The organism is Mycobacterium sp. Aquia_213, from assembly GCF_026625985.1.
Classification (GTDB): domain Bacteria; phylum Actinomycetota; class Actinomycetes; order Mycobacteriales; family Mycobacteriaceae; genus Mycobacterium.
This window is the reverse complement of record NZ_CP113116.1, coordinates 4,369,790-4,388,426: the sequence shown is the minus strand read 5'-3', so window position 1 is coordinate 4,388,426 and position 18,637 is coordinate 4,369,790. Positions and strand designations below refer to the sequence as shown.

Sequence of the window (18,637 nt, the reverse complement as noted above, 5' to 3'; positions counted from 1 at the left end):
CACACTTTACACTAGTTGTAAGTAGTGTTAACGTCGCGGGATGAGGGACTTCGGCGAAGTCAACTTCTTCAGCGATTCCGGCGTGGCCGCAGATCCATACCCCTATTACGAGTTTCTGCGCGCGCAGTGCCCGGTGATGCACGTGCCCAGCAGTGGCGTCGTCGCGGTGACCGGCTACGACGAACTGGTCGAGGTGTACCGGGACAGCGCGACCTATTCCGCGGTGAACTCATCCCTGGGGCCATTCCCGTTGCCGTTCAACGTCTCCGGCGACGACATCTCCGACCTCATCGAATCCCACCGTGATCGATTTCCGATGAGTGAGCACCTCGTCTCGTTCGACCCGCCCCGGCACACCGCGCACCGCGCGTTGCTCAACGGGCTGTTCACCCCGAAGCGGCTTAAGGAGAACGAAGAGTTCATGTGGCGCCTCGCCGATCAACTGATCGACGAGTTCATCGCCGACGGGCGTTGTGAGTTCGCCTCGGCGTTCGGCCAGCCCTTTCCGCTGCTGGTCATCGCCGACCTGTTGGGTGTGCCCGAGGCCGATCATTCGATGTTTCGTGAACTGCTCGCCGGCACGGGTCCCGCGGAGGACCCGGCGTGGGCGCAGCGTGATGATGACGGTTCGGTGAACATGAATCCCCTTGCCTACCTGGACAAGTGGTTCACGACCTACATCAGCGACCGGCGAGCGGTCCCCGCCCAGGACATCTTGACCGAAATGGCCACCCAATGTTTCCCGGATGGCTCGCTACCCGAGGTCGTCGATCTGGTCCGTATTGCCACGTTCCTGTTCATCGCGGGCCATGAAACGACCGCGCGGCTGCTGTCCAGCGCGCTTCGCATCTTAGCCGAGGATCCGGAGTTGCAGGATACGTTGCGCAGCAACCGCGATCGCATTCCCAACTTCGTCGAGGAGATGTTGCGGCTGGAAAGCCCGATCAAGAGCGACTTCCGGTTGACTCGCACCACCACGACCCTGGGCGGCGTTGAATTGCCCGCGGGCACAACCATGATGCTGCTGCCCGGTGCGGCCAACCGGGACCCGCGCCACTTTGACTGCCCGGCCGATCTGCGAGTCGACCGGCCCAACGCACGCCAAAACGTGGCGTTCGCGCGAGGCGTGCACAGCTGCCCCGGTGGGCCGCTGGCGCGGATCGAGGGTCGCGTCACGATCGAACGAATCCTGGACCGGCTCAACGATATTCGGATCGACGAAGCCCAGCACGGTCCACCGGGGGACCGTCGTTTCAGCTACGTTCCGCTGTACATCCTGCGCGGGCTGGAAGCACTGCACATCGAGTTCACCCCGAAGTCGTGACATCGGGTACCCTCCAACGCAATGGCGGGGACACGATGAGTGCGGGTCTCTTGCAGGCGTCGCGGTCGTGCAGCTGTTGTCGCTGGCGGGGCGATTTCGCTAGGGCCCGCTGCCAACCAGGTTGCTGTTCTGCGGGCAGTAGGCGTGCACCGAAATGGTCACGTACGTCTCGGCATGGCTGCCCAGCGCGGGGTTGGTGGCCCGGAAATCTGCGATTATCTGCTGCACCGTCATGCCCAGGCGGATGTTCGCGCACACCATCTTGCCGTTGTAGATGGCGGCGTCCGGATTGGCGAAGGAGATTCCCTGGTCGTTGAGGTCCTGAACGTATTTATTGTCCTGACCTGGTGTCGACACAATCGAAGACGGGGCGGCTGTCGATGCCGTTCCCGGAGCCGGGGCCGCCTTCGATGTCGGTGCCGCGGTAGGTGAGGGCGCTGAGGGTTTGGGATGCGTGGTCAACAGCGAGCGCCCAAGGACAATCGCACCGGCGATCACCAGCCCGACCGCGAGCAGGGCGGCGGCGGTGCGCCAGGTAGCACGCCACGATTGACGCTGGTTCGGTGCATCGCTCGGGGTATCGACGTCGTCATCGCCGCGCGACCACGCCAACCCGGCCGAGTTCGTCGACGTGGCCGCCTCGGGCTCCACGGAAGTGGGCGCGGCAACGGTCTCGCTGCCGTCGAGCCCGACAGTCTTGTCGGTAGCTGGTACCGGCTCGGACATGACGGCCATGGTACGGGCCGCGAACGACGACTCGGGGTGTTAGTCGGGCGCCCGGGTGCCGAGTAGAGCGCGCACCATCGGACGGGGCCCTTCGGAGCGAAGCAGGTAACTGGCCGGCCGCGGCCGCACTTTCAACGGCCACCAGAACCAGCGTCTCAGCAGCGCGGCGATGGATGGCGTCATGAACGCGCGCACGATCAGGGTGTCGAACAGCAAGCCCAGACCGATCGTGGTCCCGATTTGGCCGATCACCGTCAGGTCGCTGACCACCATGGAGGCCATCGTGACGGCGAAGACCAGGCCCGCGGCCGTGACGACCTTTCCGGTACCGCCCATCGCCCGAATGATGCCGGTGTTGATACCGGCGCCGAGTTCTTCCTTCATTCGGGAGACGAGCAGCAGGTTGTAGTCGGATCCCACCGCCAACAGAATGATGACGGACATCGGCAATACGAGCCATTCCAGCCCGAGCCCGATGACGTGCTGCCAGAGCAGCACGGACAATCCGATGGACGCCCCCAGCGAAGTCACTACCGTCCCCACGATCACCATCGCTGCCACAAAACTTCGCGTGATCATCAGCATGATCGCGAAAATAAGGCAGAGAGAAGCAATTCCGGCGATCATCAGGTCGTATCGGGAGCCGTCGTGTAGGTCTTTGTAGGTCGCGGAGACGCCGCCGACATAAATGCTGGTGTTCTCCAATGGTGTGGACTTAAGCGACTCCTCGGCCGCCGTCTTGATCTGGGCGACGCGGGCGATGCCTTCGGGAGTAGCGGGATCGCCCCTATCCGAAATGGTCATGCGCGCCGCTTTGCCATCCGGCGACAAAAACAGTCCCATGACGCGCTCGAAGGTGGGGTTCTTGAAAATCTCCGGCGGCAGGTAGAAAGTGTCGTCGTTTTTCGCCGCGTCGAAGGCTTCGCCCATCTCCGTCGAGATACTGCCCTGCGAGTCGGCCTGACCGATGATTCCGGTCATCGTGGAATGCATCGTCAGCATCATGTTGCGCATGCTCTTCATGGTTTCGATCTGAATCGGCAGCTCGGCGGCCAGTTTTGGCATCAGCACGTCGATTTTGTCGAGGTTAACCACTAGTTCGCCCAGCTTGTCGTTGATCGCGTCGATACCGTCGAACGAATCGAAAAGCGACCTGATCGCGAAACACGCGGGAATGTCGTAGCAGTGCTTTTCCCAGTAGAAGTAACTGCGGATCGGCCTCAGGAAATCCTCGAAATTCGAAATCTGATCTCTTAGCTCGCCCGTGATCTGCTGAACTTCGTGCGTCCTGCCGGCTAGGTCGTGGGTGATGGCGTTGAGCTGCAGAATCAGGTGATACAGCGTCGTCGTGATGCCGATCGTTTTGTTCAGCTCATCGGCCTGCGTCAGCATGTCGTTCATGCGAGCTTTTTGATATTCGAGGTTCACCAATTGGCTTGCGTTCATGACGCCGAACCGGAACGGGATGGTCGTGTGCGCCATCGCGGTCCCCGAGGGCCGGGTGACAGATTGCACGCGGGAAACGCCCGGAACCGCGAGTACACCCTTGGCCAGTCGCTCCAATACCAGGAAATCCGAGGGATTGCGCATATCGTGATCGGACTCGATCAACACGAACTCGGGCAACATCCGGCCCAGCGGGAAGTGTCGATTGGCGGCCGCGTATCCCTGGTTGGTCGGCAGGTCCTCGGGGAGATACACCCGGTCGTGGTAATTGGTCGTATATCCCGGCAGGGCGAGCAGGCCGACCAGCGTCACCGCGCACGCTGCGGCAAAAATCGGACCCGGCCACCGGACGACCGCGGTGCCGATCCGGCGCCAGCGCCGATCCGTAATCCTTCGTCTGGGCTCCAGCAGGCCGAATCGGCCACCGATGGCAAGCACGGCCGGAACCAGCGTGAGCGCAATCGCCACCGCCACCAGCATGCCCACCGCACAGGGGATACCGATCGTTTGGAAATAGGGCATCCGGGTGAAGCTGAGGCAGAAAACCGATCCGGCGATCGTCAACCCGGACGCCAAGACAACCTTGGCGGTACTTCGGTAAGTCGTGAAATAGGCCGTTGCCGGATCTTCGCCGGCCTGGCGTGCCTCTTGATAGCGGCCGACGAAAAATATCCCGTAGTCGGTTCCGGCGGCGAGCGCCAGAGTGATCAGCAGATTAACGGCGAAAGTAGACAGACTGATGGCGCCGATATCCCCAAGGAATGCGACGATTTGGCGCGCCACCTGCAGTTCTATTCCGACCATCAACAGCAACAGAATGACCGTGATAAGCGATCGGTAGACGAGCAGCAGCATGATGAAGATCACCGCGAGGCTCACCAGCGTGACCTTGAGGATTGTCTTCTGACCGCTGTGATTCAGGTCCGAAATAAGCGGCGCGGGGCCGGTGACATAGACCTTGAGCCCCGCCGGTGGAGGAATCCGGTTCACGATGTCGCGGACGGCGTCGGCTGATTGATTCGCCAGGCTGGTGCCCTGGTTGCCGGCCAGCTTCAGCTGCACGTATGCGGCTTTACCGTCCTCGCTTTGCGCGCCGCTCGCCGTGACCGGATTTCCCCAGAGGTCCTGAATGTGCTGGATATGCTCCGGATCGCTTTCCAATTGAGCGAGCAATTGGTTGTAGTAATGGTGAGCATCGTCGCGCAGCGGCTGCTGGCTCTCCAACACGATCATCGCCAAGGCGTCGGAATTGGATTCCTTGAAGTCTTTGCCCAAGCGCTGCATGGCCTGGATTGACGGCGCATCTTTGGGGCTCAGCGATACCGAACGCTCTTGCTCCACCTTCTCGAGCGAGGGGATGGCCATCGTCACGATCACGGTGAGCGCCAGCCACGCCAAAATGATGGGCACGGACAACGCATGGATCGTCCGCGCGACGAAAGGCGTGCGACGTTCGTCGCCCACGCGTAGATCGCTCATGCGGCCCTCAACCAGCAGAAGTTGTCGGCGTTCACGTCAGCCGTGATCCCCTTGGACCACGCTGTCCTCCCCGACGCGCCAGCAGCTGCTGTCACTAGTTTTTGTCTCCTCTGGTGATGCGTCAACCTGCCGCGAGAGCAGGTGATGTCCAGGCAACGCTTCCAAAGTCTCTCATTGATGAATCGGCGACGACAGGAAACCTATTACAACCTACGGCTGCCGACAGGTCTCGCCCGCGTTCGGCAGGCCTACGAGCTGCGGTAACGCGTTCAAGTTGGCGTATCGGATGGCGGCACCTCTGCCGGGCAAGTAAGTTCGCGAGGGGGGTATTCGGGCTGTTTCGGCGCGAAGTTTCGCGCGAGGACGGGTGTCAATGCACTGGGCGATCACTGGCGCGACCGGGTTTCTTGGGATTCACATCCTGGGTGAACTCCTTCGCGGGGACGACACGTTCACGCTGCTTACCCGGCCGCAGTCGGAGCCAATCGCCCGCATCAGCAAGGCTCTGCCGCTGGCGGTCACCGATGGGCAGGTGTGGACCGAGCAGGAGCTGTGCGACCGATTCACCGTCGTGCCGGTGGACCTCGTCGCGCCCAGACTGGGGCTATCCGAGGACCGATTCCAGGAACTTGCCGACAGTGCCGATGCCATCCTCCATTGCGCGGGCAGCATCGAGCTGGACGCCGACCTCGCCGACCTGCGCCTTACCAACGTCGGCGGAACCACCCGGATTCTCGAACTTGCTGAGGCCGGATCGCGCGAGCCGGATCTGTTCCATGTGTCGACCGCCTTCGTCGCCGGGAAGCGCAAGTCGGGTCTGATCTACGAAACGGAGCTGGGGGACGCCGAAGGCTTCGAGAACAACTACGAGCAGTCCAAATTCGAGTCCGAGTCGCTGGTGCGGGCCTGGGCGCAGCGCACGGGGCGCCGGGTCGTGGTGCTGCGGCCGAGCGCCCTGATCGTCGATCGCCCACCACATCCAGACTTCCCGCTGCACCCGCTTTCCTTTCTATCGACGTCCGCGGACAGCGGCATGCGCCTGTTCTCAGTCTCCGGGCGGCCATTGCGCACCAAAATGTCGATCAGACTCAGTGGTGATCTCAACGGCCATCTGAACTACATGCCGGCCGACGAAGCCGCCGACGAGATGGTCCGCCTCATGCGGCTGGCCCCGGACGGCCTGAGCACCTACCACGTCGCCCACCACCACGACGTCGCGGTGCAAACGCTGGTGGAGCTGTTCAACGCGCTCTCGCCGATCCCCCTGACGCTGGTCGAGGGCCCGATCGAGGATCCCAATCTGTTGGAACGGCGGCTGCGGTGGGCCAGCGGGTTCTTTCCCTACCTGGGGCACAGCCGGACTTATGACACGGCCGGTACGCGAGCTGTCATTGGCGAGCCACACCGCGAGACGATCGTCGACTTCGACTATCTGTTGGGAAGCGTGGGCCGGTACAAGCGCTACCTCACGATCAAACCCGAGAAGCACGAACCCCGGGAGTCGGCGTCGACGGTCGCACCCCTGGTCTCAGTCGAGGGCCCATTCGACGTCACTGCGCATAGCGCTGACGCGGCGCCCCTGATTCGAGGGCTGACATTCATTGTCACGGTGGGACGAAGCGGATCGACCGCACTGTCGCGAATCCTCACCGCGCACCCGGATGTGCTCAGCCTCAACGAGTTCGACCTGTCGGTGCGCGCGTCGTCGGCGGCCGACTACATCCTGTCGGGCGAACAGTTCTGGCGGATGCTCGCCGAGCCGCACCCGATCTTCGACTCCATGGTCCGGGGTGGTTCTGCCATGCCGGAGTTCGTCTATCCGCGACTGCAGGGAACCCGATTCGATGCGAACACGACCGGGATCCCCGCGATTTCGATGATGACGCTGCCGCATCTGTCGTCGGACCCCGACGGCGTGTTCGATGCCCTCGCCGCGGAGGTTCCGACGTGGCCGGAGCAGCCGTCGCGGCTGCACTATGAGCGACTCTTCGCCTGGCTTGCAAGGCATTTCGGTGGGACCGTCGTGGTGGAGCGGTCAGCCATGTCGTTGAGCAGCGTCCCGTGGCTACGCGAGACGTTCCCCGATGCCAAGTTCGTGCACCTGTACCGCAACGGTCCGGACACGGCGGTCTCGATGAGCGAGCACACCGGATTTCGTTTGATGGCGCTGATTCAAGACGCGCTGGAGCTTCTCGATCTCGACCCGGAGCGTCGCCACCCCGGTCTGCGGCTGGATCCGACGGCGATACCGATCGAGCTCGCGTCTCTGGTCGGTGACACCTGCGAGGTCGACACCCTGATGGGCCAGAACCTGCCCATCACCCGCTTCGGCCGGATGTGGAGCGAGCTGATCGTCACCGGCGAATCCGAACTCGCCGACCTGTCCGCAGACCGCTACCTTCCGCTGTCTTACGCGGACCTGGTCGCCGACACCCATTCGTCCCTGGTCCAGTTGGCGAGTTTCCTGGATGTCGAAGCCGACCCGAAGTGGCTCGAATTCGGCACCAGCGTTATCGACCCGAAGTTCACCGGCGCCTCGGGTCGGCTGACCGCAGACGAGCTACAGGCGGTCGTGGAAAGCTGCGCTCCCGGTGCGGCCTGCCTTGCCAAACACGCCGTCGGCGCGGGAGCGGACGGGGTTACCGCGGCCCGGTGAGGCAGGGATAGGCTGCGGCCATGCCGATCGACCGTGCCGCGCTTATCGCGGGCAGTATCCGACTCGCTTCAGGTGTGCATTTTCTCGTCGACCCCCTTGGCGCGAACAAGCTCTGGGGCGACCCGGGGGAGCCGACCCCGACGGCGCGACTCCTGCTGAGATCGATGGGCTATCGCGACGCGTTGATCGGCGGGCTGCTTGCCTCAGCGGCGCTGCGCGGCAAGAACACTCGCGGTTGGTTCCTGGCCTCTGGCGGGGCCGACGCGGCCGATCTGCTGGGTGGGCTGAGTGTCCACAGCGAGCTCAGGCGGTCCCAACAGCTGATCGGCCTGGGCGGCGCCGTCGTCGGAATCGGCGTCGGGCTGTGGGGCGCGGCGCGGCGCGGGCCTAAAGCGGTGGAGACGTCGGCGGCCTGAGGCCCGCTACCGGGTCAGCGGCTTGGACCTGCGACCACTGGCTCTGTTCGCGCTCAGTCATGTCGATTGAGGTGATGGCGCCGAAGCGGGCGGCGTCGCGGGCGAACCGCTCGGCCGCGTCGGGCAAGGCGTCCGGGCCCTCGAGCCGGAAACAACTCGGCGCAAGGGGGCCGAACAGCAGTGCGCGGCGCAGCTGCGGCCAGTTATCCAGGCTGGGCTCGACTCCGGCGGCGCGGGCGAAGATCAATGCCGCGAGGTCCATCCGGGTTTTCTGCGGTGTTCCTCGACTGGCGCGATAGGCATCGATCGCCGACCGTTGCCCGCTAACACTGATTGCCGGGATCGCGCCGCCCCACGTGTAGGCGATCCATCTGGCCTGAAGTTCCAGCGGCACAAAGTATCCGCCCGACTGGTCCCACAGGCCCATGAATGCCAAGCCCGGTAGGTCGGGATGAAAGGTGTAGCGGTCGGCATCCATGTGCACCGCGTCGACGTCGAGGATCGCCTGGATGTCGTCAGTCAGGAACGGCAGACACAGCTGGTAGCCGGTGCCGAAGACAATCCCGTCGAATTCCTCGGCATGCCCGTCGGCGAAAGTCACGGTTGGGCCCGCGACGGATTTCATCCAGGGCCGCACGGAGATTCGGCCTTCGGCAACGAGCGGAAGGTAGTGCTGGCTCAGCGTCAGGCCGGCCGTGGAGAACAAGGGGTCGGGTGCGGGTGCGCCGTACTGAGCCGGGCTGCCCGCGGCGCCGACGACGATCTCTTTGAGCATTTGGTCGACATCGGCCGCGGCCAGCCTCTCGGTCGCCAAGGCGCCGTATCGGGTGTAGAGCCGGTGGTCGGAGGGGACTCCCGCAGTGAACTTCGGCGCGATATAGCGCTGCCGTCGCTGAGTCACGACGACGCGCGCCGCGCCGAGCTCGGCGACTTCTGACGCGATTTCCAGGGCGCTGATCGCGCAGCCCGCGACGAGAACCCGTTTGCCGCGATAGGTCAATCCATCGCGGTAGTGATAAGTGGAGATGGCTCTCTCCGGGCCGGAGAAGGTCTCGAGCCCCGGCACGGCAGGGATGGCGGGGGCATGAAACCGCCCACTGGCCACCACAACTCGTTCAAAGCGTTGGTCTGTGCCGGCGAAGGTCACCACCCAGCCGGCCGGGTCTCGTCTGATCAGTTCGACCCGGGTGCCGAGCCGGATGCGCGGCGTGAGCCCGAACGTGTCGGCGTAGCGGTGCAAGTAGTCGAGGACCTCGCGGTTGGACAGATAGACGTGGTCCGTCGTGTGCGCGAGGTCGCTGAAGGCTGTGACGGTACGACTGCTGTTGGTGTGCATGCTCGGCCACACGCCGCTGCGGCCCTCCAAGCCCGCCCACTGCCCACCGAGCGACGGGCCCTGCTCGAAGATGGTCGGCTCAAATCCCTGCTGTAACAGCCAACGCGCGGCGACCAGTCCGCTCGGCCCGGCGCCGATCACCGCAACGTCTGTTGTCATCTCCGAAACTGTCGCACGACTTCGGCTCACCCGGGATCTGATCCGATGACACGCGAGCTTCGATGCGGTTGACTGGTGACCGTCGAAGGTTGACGAGGGGAGCGGAGCATGGGGTTTGGTGTCCTGACATTTGTCACCGACGAGGGAATCGGCCCCGTCGAGCTTGCCGGCGCGCTCGAGCAGCGAGGGTTTGAGTCGCTGTTTCTGGCGGAGCATTCGCACATCCCGGTCGATGCGAAAACCCCATACCCGGGCGGTGGCCCGATTCCGCCGAAGTACTACCGCACGCTGGATCCATTCGTGGCGCTGACGGCGGCGGCGGTCGCGACCGAGAACCTGCTTTTGGGCACCGGTATCGCCCTGGTCCCGCAGCGCGATCCGATTCACACGGCCAAAGAAGTCGCATCGCTTGATTTGGTGTCACACGGGCGAGTTCGCTTCGGCGTGGGTGTGGGCTGGCTGCGCGAAGAAATCGCCAACCACGGTGTTGATCCCTCGGTTCGAGGACGCGTGGTCGACGAACGGCTGGACGCAATCATCCAGATTTGGACGCAGGAGAAGGCGGAGTTCCACGGGGAATTCGTCGACTTCGACCCGATCTACAGCTGGCCCAAGCCGGTGCAGCAGCCGTATCCGCCGCTGTACCTGGGCGGGGGGCCGGCGGGCTTCAAGCGCATCGCCCGGCTCAATGCGGGCTGGCTCTCGATGGCCCCCTCGCCGGATGCGTTGTCGGGTCAGCTCGAAGAATTGCGCGCGGTGGCCGGGCACGACGTGCCGGTGATCAATATTCACGCGGGCGAATCGACGGCGAAAGCCGTTGCGGGCTATCACGATATCGGGGTCGAGCAGGTTTTGGTGGAGCTGCCGACCGAGCCCCGCGACGAGACGCTTCGCCATTTGGATGAGCTACACGCCGAGTTCGCTAAGCTGACGTAAAGCTAAGTGCCGCAGAAGGTTTGATAGGTGCCGAAATCTTCGGGGGCCGGGCTGGCGTAGCGCTCCAGGCCCGGCCGTTGGTCGTAGGGAGCGGTCACGGCGTCGAGGAGCCGCTCAACCGGGCCGAGATCGCCTGCCGTCGCCGCGGTCAGGGCCTCCTCGACCAGGTGGTTACGCGGAATGTAGATCGGGTTGGCGCGATCCATCGATTCGGCGTCGGGCCCCAACGCTCTCCAGCGCGACATCCAGTCGTCGAAGCCGGCGAGGTCGAGGAAGAGACTGCGCGCGGGTTCAGCGTCGCCCCGGGCCGCCTGGCCGAGGTGGCGAAAGAACGAGGTGTAGTCGACGTGGCTTTCCTTGAGCAGGGGCAGCAACTCGTCGACCAGCGGCGCGAGGGCACCGGCTTCGATGCTTGGGGGTAATCCGAGTTTGGCACGCATGCCCGACGACCAGGTGGCGTCGTACTCGGTTTGGAATACGCCGAATGCCTGCTCGGCGAACGCGATTCCCTCCTCGACATTGTCGGCGAGCAAGGGGAGCAAAGCCTCGGCGAACCGGGCCAGGTTCCACCCGGCGATGGCCGGCTGATTGCCGTAGGCGTAACGCCCCCACTGGTCGATCGAACTGAAGACCGTGTCGGGGTCGTAAGCCTCCATGAACGCGCATGGACCGTAGTCGATCGTCTCGCCGGAGATCGTCGTGTTGTCGGTGTTCATCACCCCATGGACGAATCCGATCAGCATCCACCGCGCGATCAGGGCGGCCTGGACACCGACCACCGCTTCGAACAGTGCGCGGTAAGGATGTTCGGCGTCGGCCGCCCCGGGATGGTGGCGGGCGATCGCATGGTCGGCGAGGCGCCGCAGCAAGTCGACGTCGCGGGCAAGGGCCGCGTATTGGAAGCTGCCCACCCGGAGGTGACTGCTGGCGACGCGGACGAGCACGGCACCCGGCAGGAGTGTCTCGCGCTGCACCGGCCGCCCGGTGGCGACCACGGCCAAGGAGCGTGTCGTCGGCACATCCAGCGCGTGCATCGCTTCGCTCAGCAGATATTCGCGCAGCATCGGGCCCACCGCCGCGAGGCCGTCGCCACCGCGCGCGAACGGAGTCGGGCCGGAGCCTTTGAGGTGGATGTCGCGAACGCGTCCGTACCCGTCGGACAGCTCACCCAGCAGCAGCGCCCGTCCGTCGCCCAACCGCGGGACGAGACCGCCGAACTGGTGCCCGGCGTAGGCCTGGGCCACCGGAACCGCCCCGGTGGGCAGCAGGTTGCCGACGAGAAATCGCAGGCCGTCGGGGCTCCGTAGCCAGGCGGCGTCGAGGCCGAGTCCCGTCGCCAGCGACTCGTTGAGGACGAGTAGCTGCGGGGCCGGTGTCGTCTGGGACTGCCAGCGGACACCCATCTCGGGCAGCTCGCGGGCGAAGCGGTCTTGCAGGGGGACGCTGACCTCCGATGCAACACTCACGTCGTCCAGACTACGAGCATCGACGCGGCGGTTCTCTTCGCTGCCATGGCTACGCTGGTGGGGTGGGCGCCAAAAGCCGCATCCGGGTCGAACGCATCTATGCAGACATCGACCCCGCCGACGGCCAGCGCGTCCTGGTAGATCGCATCTGGCCGCGGGGAATCCGCAAGGACGACCCACGGGTGGGCATCTGGTGCAAGGACGTTGCGCCGTCAAAAGAACTCCGTGAGTGGTACCACCACCAGCCGGATCGTTTCGACGAATTCGCGTCGCGCTACCAGGCGGAACTGAGCGACAAGGCCGCGCTGGACGAGCTGCGCGAGCTGACCAAACGTGGTGTCGTGACCCTGGTCAGCGCCACCCGCGACCTGGACGGCAGCCACGCGGCGGTGTTGGCGAATTTGCTCAAGGGCCGCTGAAACTCGGCGTGAGACGATCGTGCGATGGAGCTCGGATTGCACGCGCTGGGAATCGGGGCCGGCGCCGATCGGGCGGTGATTGATGCCGTCGCCTACTGCGCGGACGAAAGCGGTTTCGCCACTCTCTGGGCGGGTGAGCACGTCGTCATGGTGGACCGATCGGCCTCGCATTACCCGTACTCCGATGATGGCGTCATTGCCGTTCCGGCACAAGCTGATTGGCTTGACCCGATGGTCGCGCTGGCATTCGCCGCGGCCGCGTCGTCGCGGATCACGATCGCGACCGGCGTCTTACTGCTGCCCGAGCACAATCCGGTGGTAATGGCCAAGCAGGCCGCGAGCCTGGATCGGTTGAGCGGCGGGCGGCTGAAGCTGGGCGTGGGGGTCGGGTGGTCCAAAGAGGAATTCGCTGCTCTCGGAGTGCCATTCGAGCATCGCGCGGCGCGCACGGCCGAATACGTTGCCGCAATGCGCACATTGTGGCGCGACGACGTCGCCTCGTTCGACGGGAAGTTCGTCCGCTTCGACTCGATCCGGGTGAATCCCAAGCCGGTTCGCGGTCGTCGCATCCCAATTATGTTGGGTGGCAACAGCGATCCAGCACTTCAGCGGGTAGCAAGCTGGGGAGACGGCTGGTACGGGTTCAATCTCGACGATGTGGCGGCGGTGCGCGATTGCGTTGGCAAGCTGGATCGGTGCTGCACCGAGGCAGGTCGCGACCGTGCCGAGCTGCGGTTGGCGGTGGCGCTGCGCGATCCGCGTGACCGCGACGTCGACGCGTTAGCTGAGTTAGGCGTCGACGAGCTGGTCCTGGTCGCGTCCCCGCCCGAGCGCGCGGACGCGGTCGCCGGCTGGGTTGCCGCGCTTGCCGATCGGTGGATCAAAAATCGCAGTTAGGCCTGCGACGAGGGGGGTAGGCTGCGCGGAAGACATGACAGATTTTGAAGTGATCCTGCCCCGGCAACTGACCGACATCAGCGCAGAGGTCCGGAATGTCGCGCCGCCGCCGATGCCGCAACTGCCCGAGCCGTACGGTCTGCGTCTCGCCGATCCCGACGCCGATGCCGAGATGATCTCCGCGTGGATGAACCGACCGCACCTGGCCGAATCGTGGGAGTATCCCTGGCCGGCTGAGCGCTGGCGTCGTTACCTGCGTGCGCAACTCGAGAGCAGTTTCTCCCGCCCCCTGCTGGCCAGCCTGGACGGGATAGACCGCGGTTATCTCGAACTCTACAGGGCAGCAAAGGATTCCATCGCGGCGAGATACGAGTGGGATCCCTACGATTTGGGCCTACACGTCGCGGTAGCCGATTTGGATTACCTGAGTCAGGGACACGTCAGCTATCTGCTGCCGCACTTGTTGGTCAGTCTCTTCACCCTTGAACCGCAATGTCGCCGAATCATGTTCGATCCCGACCACCGCAACGTCGTGGCGCGCAAGTTCTGTGAGCGCGGCGGCTGCGTATTTCTCGGCGAGCACGACATGTCCAACCGGCGGATGGCACTGTACGTTTTGCCCCGTACCCCCGACGACGTGCCCCGGACCCGCGAGAGCTGATCTGTCTCTGCGAAAGTGAGTAGCCATGTGGGCTCGGCTCGTGGTGGCGCCGTGGTGGGTGCTGTGGCTGGTGAATGCCGCAATCTTCACGGTCACGCTTTCGGTGATCTGTGCGCTCGGACTGCCCGGCTTCGCGGCCTCCGGTTGGACCTGGCCACTGCTGTCGATCCTGGTGTTCAGCATGATCGTGACCGCGCTGATGACCCGTGCCCGGCGCCCCATTCAGCAAAGCTATGCGCTGACCGTGACCGGACTGGACCTGGCGCAACGCTTGCAAGCCGGCAAGGCGCTGCGTCGTGGTGAGATTCCGACGGACCCGGTCGTTTTGGCGGCTGCGATCCGGATCGGCAATCTGTCGATGGCCTACCAGCGCCGGGTGCCACGGTGGCAGCGAAGGTTGGCGTGGGTCGTGCCGGTCTTGTGGGTGGTGGCCGCGACGCTGGAATTCGTCGGCAACAATGCGCGGGCCGGGCTGACCTGGATCGGGTTGGCGTTGCTGGTGGCGGCTCGAATGGCCTGGGCGATCCACAAAGCACGCCCGTTGCCCGCACGCCTCGAGCTACTGCGCTCGGCAGCCGATTCCAGCCCGCAAGCACTCGCGCTGCTGGCGCAGGCGCACGACTCCGCCGCTCCGCCGCCAAGTTTGCGGTATCGGATCGCTTTTGCCGTGGTTGTCGTCGCCGCCGTGTTCGCGGGGGTTTTCGCGGTGTATCGGCAGGGCCAGCCCAGCCGGGACTGCCGCACCGCCAACGCGGTGGTGGGCTTCATCCATGAGCACCCCGACATGCTCGATGCCTCGTTGATCACTCCCGGCGGCCCCGGCCTGGACAAGTACCAGGACTGGTCGGATCAGCTTGTCGCCTACTCGCAGCAGGTGTCAGCGTCGGACCTCGCACCGCATCTGCACCGCATCGCCAAGATCTCCACAGATGCGGTAGCGCTGGTGACCGAGGTGCGACGAGACTCGTTCGCACCTCGGTCCACCGATGAGCTACTCACCCGGCAAGCCGTCTACCACACCAGCATGGGCCAGCTGATCGACGAGGACAAAGCCCTCATCCCGCTGTGTCATCCGCACCGTTAAGATGCTGTACGCGAATGGGTTTGGCGTCAGTAGTCGTGCTGCGCCAGGGTAATGTCGCCGACGCGTCGCGTCTCGTCGAGCGACAGCACCGCCGGAACCATCTCGCTGGTGACCAGCCCGTGGCGGCCGGTCACCTCGTCGACGATCTCGAAACTGCGCGCGATCGACTCGGGGGTGTCGACGATGATGGTCATCACCGGGACCCGCCGCGCGATCTGAAATAGCTTGTCCCCGTGCGGTTTATGGTCACCATAAAATCCCCAGACGCCGCGCAGCACCGTCGCCCCGCGAGCCGTTCCCGAATGCAGTAGCCGTTGCACGAGGGCGCGGTGGATGGGCAGCGCGTCGTGCCGGGTGGCTTCGGCGGTATACACCATCAACTTCTGCCACAGGGTTCGTCCGTGGTCGTCCGTCATCGGCAGCTGCTGTGGGCGTCCGAACATCTCACCGTCGCGCTTGCACAATCGAACCCGTTCGATCGTCAGCAGCGGATCGGCTAACACATCGGCTAATTCCGTTGCGGCAGCGCAAACCTGCTCAGTCGACCCGATGCCGATGATCATCATCGGGACATTGACATTGCTGCCGAAGAAGTGCGCCCGGCGGCGCTGTCCGTGTGCGGTGCCATCGACGCCGAGAAGCGCTATGGCACCGGCGAATCCGTGCCGATACAGCAGGTCGCAGACCGCGTAGTACGCGGCCTTCCCGGCGACGCGCTTCTGGCGGCCGACGTACACCGTCAGTTTCGCGGCGTCGCCGTTGTGCGTGTCGAGGGCGCCCAGCGCGTCGGTACCCCGTTGCCGGGTCACCAGCTGCGCCCGCTCCAGCGTCAGCAGCCCACGGCCGGTCAGCGCGGATACCTCGTCGACCAGGGAGCGAATCTTGGGCTCCGTGTCGACCGCGGCGATCGCGATCGCGGGATCCTCGGACAGGCTCAACGACACGTCGGTGCGCAGCTCATGGCTCGCCCCGAAACTGGCGATACCGCGCAGCATCACGCTGGTTGCAACGTCGTTGGCGCCGAACAGATCGAACATCGCGTCGGCCAGAAAGCGGCTGTCGTCGCCGACGACGCGTTGGCGCTCGCCGAAGTACGCGGTCAATTTCAGGCAGGGCTGGTTCATAGCTGCTCCGCCAACCATTGTCCGAGTAGAGCCGCGGCGATGCCCAGCACGACGCTGACCACGATATTGGCGACCGCCGCCCACATCCGGCGTTCCTCGCCGAGTCGCTGGGTCTCCAGCATCCAGGTGGAAAAGGTGGTGTACGCGCCGACAAAGGCGGTGCCGGTCAGCAATGCCGCGTCCTTGCTCAACGCCAGGCCGCCGAGGAATCCGAGCAGCGCGGCGCCGCTGATGTTCACCGCCAGCGTGCCGACCGGAAACGGCCGTGCCACCCGGCGGGTGACCGTGCGATCCACGAGAAAACGTGACACCGAGCCGATGCCGCCGATCAGCGCGACACCTGCCCAGACCAAGATCGTCGCCGTCATGAGCGCACCCGGACCCGGCGTACCAAAGCGGTGGCCAGATGCACGGCCAGCAACCCGAGCCCGATGCTGGTGACGGTGTAGGCCACCGCCAGCATCCAATGACCATGTTCGAGCATCTTCAGCGTCTCGACTTGCATCGTCGAAAAAGTCGTCAAGCCACCGCACAATCCGGTGCCCAGCAGCGGGCGCCGGTAGCTCGACAGCGGCAGTCGTTCCAGCAGGCGGGTGGTGAAGAAACCCACCAGGAAAGCACCCACGATGTTGACCGCGAACGTCGGCCAGGGCCACGTCGCCGGGTCTGGCTGGGCAAGAGTGTTCACCGCCGCGCGGGCCATCGAGCCCACTGCTCCGCCGGCGAAAACCGCACCCAACTCGCGATAGTCAGGTCGTGCCACTCGTTGGTTCCCTTTCGTTTGCCAATGCGCTACGCAGCGTAGAGCGACGGGCGCGTCCGACACGGGCACAATCTGTAGACATGGCCAACCCACGAGCCGGTCAGCCGGCCGAGCCCGAAGACCTCGTCGACCTACCCCATTTAGTCACGGCGTACTACTCCATCCAACCCGACCCCGACGACGTCGCCCAGCAGGTTGCCTTTGGCACCTCGGGCCACCGCGGTTCGGCCCTGAATGGCGCGTTCAACGAAGCCCACATATTGGCGATCACTCAGGCGATCGTCGAGTACCGTGCCGCGCACCGCACCACCGGGCCGTTGTTCATCGGACGCGATACGCATGGCCTCTCGGAGCCGGCGTGGGTGTCAGCGCTCGAGGTGCTGGCCGCCAACGACGTGGTCGTGATGATCGACTCGGCCGACCGCTACACGCCGACTCCGGCGGTCAGCCACGCCATCCTCAGCTACAACCGCGGCCGGACCGAAGCGCTGGCCGACGGGATCGTCGTGACGCCTTCGCACAACCCCCCCTACGACGGTGGGTTCAAGTACAACCCGCCCAACGGCGGCCCGGCCGACACCGACGCGACCAACGCAATCGCCAAGCGCGCCAACGAGATTCTGCGTGCTGGGGGCTCAGGGGTAAAGCGGGTTCCGTTGGCCCGCGCGCTGCAGAGTACTCAGCGCCACGACTATATGGACGCCTATGTCGCCGACCTGCCGAACGTGGTCGACCTCGACGTGATCCGCAAGGCCGCAGTTCGGATCGGCGCCGACCCGCTGGGCGGGGCCAGCGTGGATTACTGGGGCGCAATCGCCGAACGGCACAACCTCGACCTCACCGTCGTCAATCCGCTGGTCGACGCGACGTGGCGGTTCATGACGCTCGACCACGACGGCAAGATCCGGATGGACTGCAGCTCCCCGAATGCGATGGCCTCGCTGATCGCCAACCGGGACCGCTACCAGATCGCCACCGGCAACGATGCCGACTCGGACCGCCACGGCATCGTCACTCCGGACGCCGGGCTGATGAACCCCAACCACTATCTGGCCGCGGCCATCGACTACCTCTACACGCATCGGCCGTCCTGGCCGGCGGGCATCGCGGTCGGCAAGACCGCGGTCAGCTCGTCGATCATCGACCGGGTGGTCGCCGGCATCGAACGCAAACTCGTCGAGGTGCCGGTCGGATTCAAGTGGTTCGTCGACGGCCTGATCGGCGGGACCATCGGTTTCGGCGGCGAGGAGTCGGCGGGGGCGTCGTTCCTGCGGCGCGACGGATCGGTGTGGACTACCGACAAGGACGGCATCACCCTGGCGCTGTTGGCTTCCGAGATCCTGGCCGTCACCGGATCCACACCGTCGCAGCGGTATCAAGAGCTGGCCGACAAGTACGGCACGCCGTACTACGCGCGGGTCGACGCGCCCGCTGACCGCGAGCAAAAAGCGCGGCTCTCCAAGCTGTCGCCCGAAGAGGTGACCGCGACGGAGTTGGCCGGAGAGCCGATCACCGCCAAGCTGACCGCCGCGCCCGGCAATGGTGCCGCGCTGGGCGGACTGAAAGTGACGACGGCCAATGCGTGGTTTGCTGCGCGGCCTTCGGGCACCGAGGACGTCTACAAGATCTACGCGGAATCCTTCAACGGGCCCGAGCATTTGGCCGAGGTGCAAGAAAGTGCGCGCGAGGTAGTTAATAAAGTCATTGGGTGACCTTTACCCTCTGTCGTGCCCGCGCAGGGGGGC

At 64.8% G+C, this 18,637-nt stretch carries 16 protein-coding genes; 9 read left to right on the top strand and 7 right to left on the bottom strand.

The annotated features are described in order from the left end of the window. Positions 1-40 precede the first annotated feature (40 nt). Complete coding sequence (locus LMQ14_RS20285; RefSeq protein WP_267731310.1) at positions 41-1,324, top strand: cytochrome P450; 1,284 nt, start codon at positions 41-43, stop codon at positions 1,322-1,324. A gap of 99 nt (positions 1,325-1,423) precedes the next feature. On the opposite strand, the gene LMQ14_RS20280 is transcribed toward LMQ14_RS20285, so the two are convergent. Then, the gene (locus tag LMQ14_RS20280; RefSeq protein ID WP_267731309.1) at positions 1,424-2,050 is read right to left on the bottom strand and encodes a DUF732 domain-containing protein; all 627 of its coding nucleotides are present in this window, start codon (positions 2,048-2,050) and stop codon (positions 1,424-1,426) included. A 39-nt stretch (positions 2,051-2,089) separates the two neighbouring features. Beyond that, complete coding sequence (locus LMQ14_RS20275) at positions 2,090-4,975, bottom strand: RND family transporter (protein ID WP_267731308.1); 2,886 nt, start codon at positions 4,973-4,975, stop codon at positions 2,090-2,092. A gap of 373 nt (positions 4,976-5,348) precedes the next feature. On the opposite strand from LMQ14_RS20275, the gene LMQ14_RS20270 reads away from it, so the two are divergent. Beyond that, positions 5,349-7,631, top strand: coding sequence for an SDR family oxidoreductase (locus LMQ14_RS20270; protein ID WP_267731307.1), 2,283 nt, complete (start codon positions 5,349-5,351; stop codon positions 7,629-7,631). A gap of 20 nt (positions 7,632-7,651) precedes the next feature. Continuing rightward, positions 7,652-8,047 carry a DUF4267 domain-containing protein gene (locus LMQ14_RS20265; protein ID WP_267731306.1) on the top strand — a complete coding sequence of 132 codons (396 nt, stop codon included), beginning with the start codon at positions 7,652-7,654 and terminating at the stop codon, positions 8,045-8,047. Here LMQ14_RS20265 and LMQ14_RS20260 read toward each other — a convergent pair. Continuing rightward, positions 8,019-9,542 (bottom strand): flavin-containing monooxygenase, encoded by a 1,524-nt coding sequence (locus tag LMQ14_RS20260; protein WP_267731305.1) that lies wholly within the window; start codon positions 9,540-9,542, stop codon positions 8,019-8,021. The genes LMQ14_RS20265 and LMQ14_RS20260 overlap by 29 nt on opposite strands. A gap of 108 nt (positions 9,543-9,650) precedes the next feature. Between LMQ14_RS20260 and LMQ14_RS20255 the strand changes: the two genes are divergently transcribed. Further along, a complete protein-coding gene (locus tag LMQ14_RS20255; RefSeq protein WP_267731304.1) occupies positions 9,651-10,478 on the top strand; it encodes an LLM class F420-dependent oxidoreductase in 828 nt (275 codons plus the stop codon). Between the two features lie 2 nt (positions 10,479-10,480). Here the strand turns inward: LMQ14_RS20255 and LMQ14_RS20250 are convergent, their stop codons facing one another. Next, positions 10,481-11,881 carry a protein adenylyltransferase SelO gene (locus LMQ14_RS20250; RefSeq protein ID WP_420714702.1) on the bottom strand — a complete coding sequence of 467 codons (1,401 nt, stop codon included), beginning with the start codon at positions 11,879-11,881 and terminating at the stop codon, positions 10,481-10,483. Between the two features lie 125 nt (positions 11,882-12,006). On the opposite strand from LMQ14_RS20250, the gene LMQ14_RS20245 reads away from it, so the two are divergent. Genes LMQ14_RS20245 through LMQ14_RS20230 form a run of 4 tightly spaced genes read left to right on the top strand, consistent with a single transcriptional unit; the run spans position 12,007 to position 15,005 of the window. Beyond that, a complete protein-coding gene (locus LMQ14_RS20245; RefSeq protein WP_267731301.1) occupies positions 12,007-12,363 on the top strand; it encodes a DUF488 domain-containing protein in 357 nt (118 codons plus the stop codon). A gap of 24 nt (positions 12,364-12,387) precedes the next feature. Next, positions 12,388-13,260, top strand: coding sequence for an LLM class F420-dependent oxidoreductase (locus LMQ14_RS20240; RefSeq protein WP_267731300.1), 873 nt, complete (start codon positions 12,388-12,390; stop codon positions 13,258-13,260). 34 nt (positions 13,261-13,294) lie between these two features. Further along, positions 13,295-13,921: a GNAT family N-acetyltransferase gene (locus tag LMQ14_RS20235; protein ID WP_267731299.1), complete on the top strand. Its 627-nt coding sequence runs from the start codon at positions 13,295-13,297 to the stop codon at positions 13,919-13,921. Between the two features lie 25 nt (positions 13,922-13,946). Continuing rightward, positions 13,947-15,005: a hypothetical protein gene (locus LMQ14_RS20230; RefSeq protein WP_267731297.1), complete on the top strand. Its 1,059-nt coding sequence runs from the start codon at positions 13,947-13,949 to the stop codon at positions 15,003-15,005. 26 nt (positions 15,006-15,031) lie between these two features. On the opposite strand, the gene LMQ14_RS20225 is transcribed toward LMQ14_RS20230, so the two are convergent. From LMQ14_RS20225 to crcB (LMQ14_RS20215), 3 genes are read right to left on the bottom strand one after another with little or no spacing between them, the layout of a single operon-like run. Beyond that, entirely contained in the window at positions 15,032-16,129 is a 1,098-nt protein-coding gene (locus LMQ14_RS20225; RefSeq protein ID WP_267731296.1) for a DUF190 domain-containing protein, read from the bottom strand. Continuing rightward, the gene (gene crcB, locus LMQ14_RS20220) at positions 16,126-16,497 is read right to left on the bottom strand and encodes a fluoride efflux transporter CrcB (protein ID WP_267731294.1); all 372 of its coding nucleotides are present in this window, start codon (positions 16,495-16,497) and stop codon (positions 16,126-16,128) included. Before crcB (LMQ14_RS20220) ends, LMQ14_RS20225 begins: the two co-directional genes overlap by 4 nt. Next, a complete protein-coding gene (gene crcB, locus LMQ14_RS20215; RefSeq protein ID WP_267731292.1) occupies positions 16,494-16,892 on the bottom strand; it encodes a fluoride efflux transporter CrcB in 399 nt (132 codons plus the stop codon). The genes crcB (LMQ14_RS20220) and crcB (LMQ14_RS20215) overlap by 4 nt, the downstream gene beginning before the upstream one ends. Positions 16,893-16,972: 80 nt before the next feature. Between crcB (LMQ14_RS20215) and pgm the strand changes: the two genes are divergently transcribed. Then, positions 16,973-18,604 carry a phosphoglucomutase (alpha-D-glucose-1,6-bisphosphate-dependent) gene (pgm, locus tag LMQ14_RS20210; protein ID WP_267731291.1) on the top strand — a complete coding sequence of 544 codons (1,632 nt, stop codon included), beginning with the start codon at positions 16,973-16,975 and terminating at the stop codon, positions 18,602-18,604. Positions 18,605-18,637 lie beyond the last annotated feature (33 nt).

What these genes read in the sequence shown, in the direction of transcription:
- LMQ14_RS20285 (WP_267731310.1), top strand. Translation starts at nt 41, where the DNA reads ATGAGGGACTTCGGCGAAGTCAACTTCTTCAGCGATTCCGGCGTGGCC.
- LMQ14_RS20280 (WP_267731309.1), bottom strand. Translation starts at nt 2,050, where the DNA reads ATGTCCGAGCCGGTACCAGCTACCGACAAGACTGTCGGGCTCGACGGC.
- LMQ14_RS20275 (WP_267731308.1), bottom strand. Translation starts at nt 4,975, where the DNA reads ATGAGCGATCTACGCGTGGGCGACGAACGTCGCACGCCTTTCGTCGCG.
- LMQ14_RS20270 (WP_267731307.1), top strand. Translation starts at nt 5,349, where the DNA reads ATGCACTGGGCGATCACTGGCGCGACCGGGTTTCTTGGGATTCACATC.
- LMQ14_RS20265 (WP_267731306.1), top strand. Translation starts at nt 7,652, where the DNA reads ATGCCGATCGACCGTGCCGCGCTTATCGCGGGCAGTATCCGACTCGCT.
- LMQ14_RS20260 (WP_267731305.1), bottom strand. Translation starts at nt 9,542, where the DNA reads ATGACAACAGACGTTGCGGTGATCGGCGCCGGGCCGAGCGGACTGGTC.
- LMQ14_RS20255 (WP_267731304.1), top strand. Translation starts at nt 9,651, where the DNA reads ATGGGGTTTGGTGTCCTGACATTTGTCACCGACGAGGGAATCGGCCCC.
- LMQ14_RS20250 (WP_420714702.1), bottom strand. Translation starts at nt 11,881, where the DNA reads ATGGGTGTCCGCTGGCAGTCCCAGACGACACCGGCCCCGCAGCTACTC.
- LMQ14_RS20240 (WP_267731300.1), top strand. Translation starts at nt 12,388, where the DNA reads ATGGAGCTCGGATTGCACGCGCTGGGAATCGGGGCCGGCGCCGATCGG.
- LMQ14_RS20235 (WP_267731299.1), top strand. Translation starts at nt 13,295, where the DNA reads ATGACAGATTTTGAAGTGATCCTGCCCCGGCAACTGACCGACATCAGC.
- LMQ14_RS20230 (WP_267731297.1), top strand. Translation starts at nt 13,947, where the DNA reads ATGTGGGCTCGGCTCGTGGTGGCGCCGTGGTGGGTGCTGTGGCTGGTG.
- LMQ14_RS20225 (WP_267731296.1), bottom strand. Translation starts at nt 16,129, where the DNA reads ATGAACCAGCCCTGCCTGAAATTGACCGCGTACTTCGGCGAGCGCCAA.
- crcB (WP_267731294.1), bottom strand. Translation starts at nt 16,497, where the DNA reads ATGACGGCGACGATCTTGGTCTGGGCAGGTGTCGCGCTGATCGGCGGC.
- pgm (WP_267731291.1), top strand. Translation starts at nt 16,973, where the DNA reads ATGGCCAACCCACGAGCCGGTCAGCCGGCCGAGCCCGAAGACCTCGTC.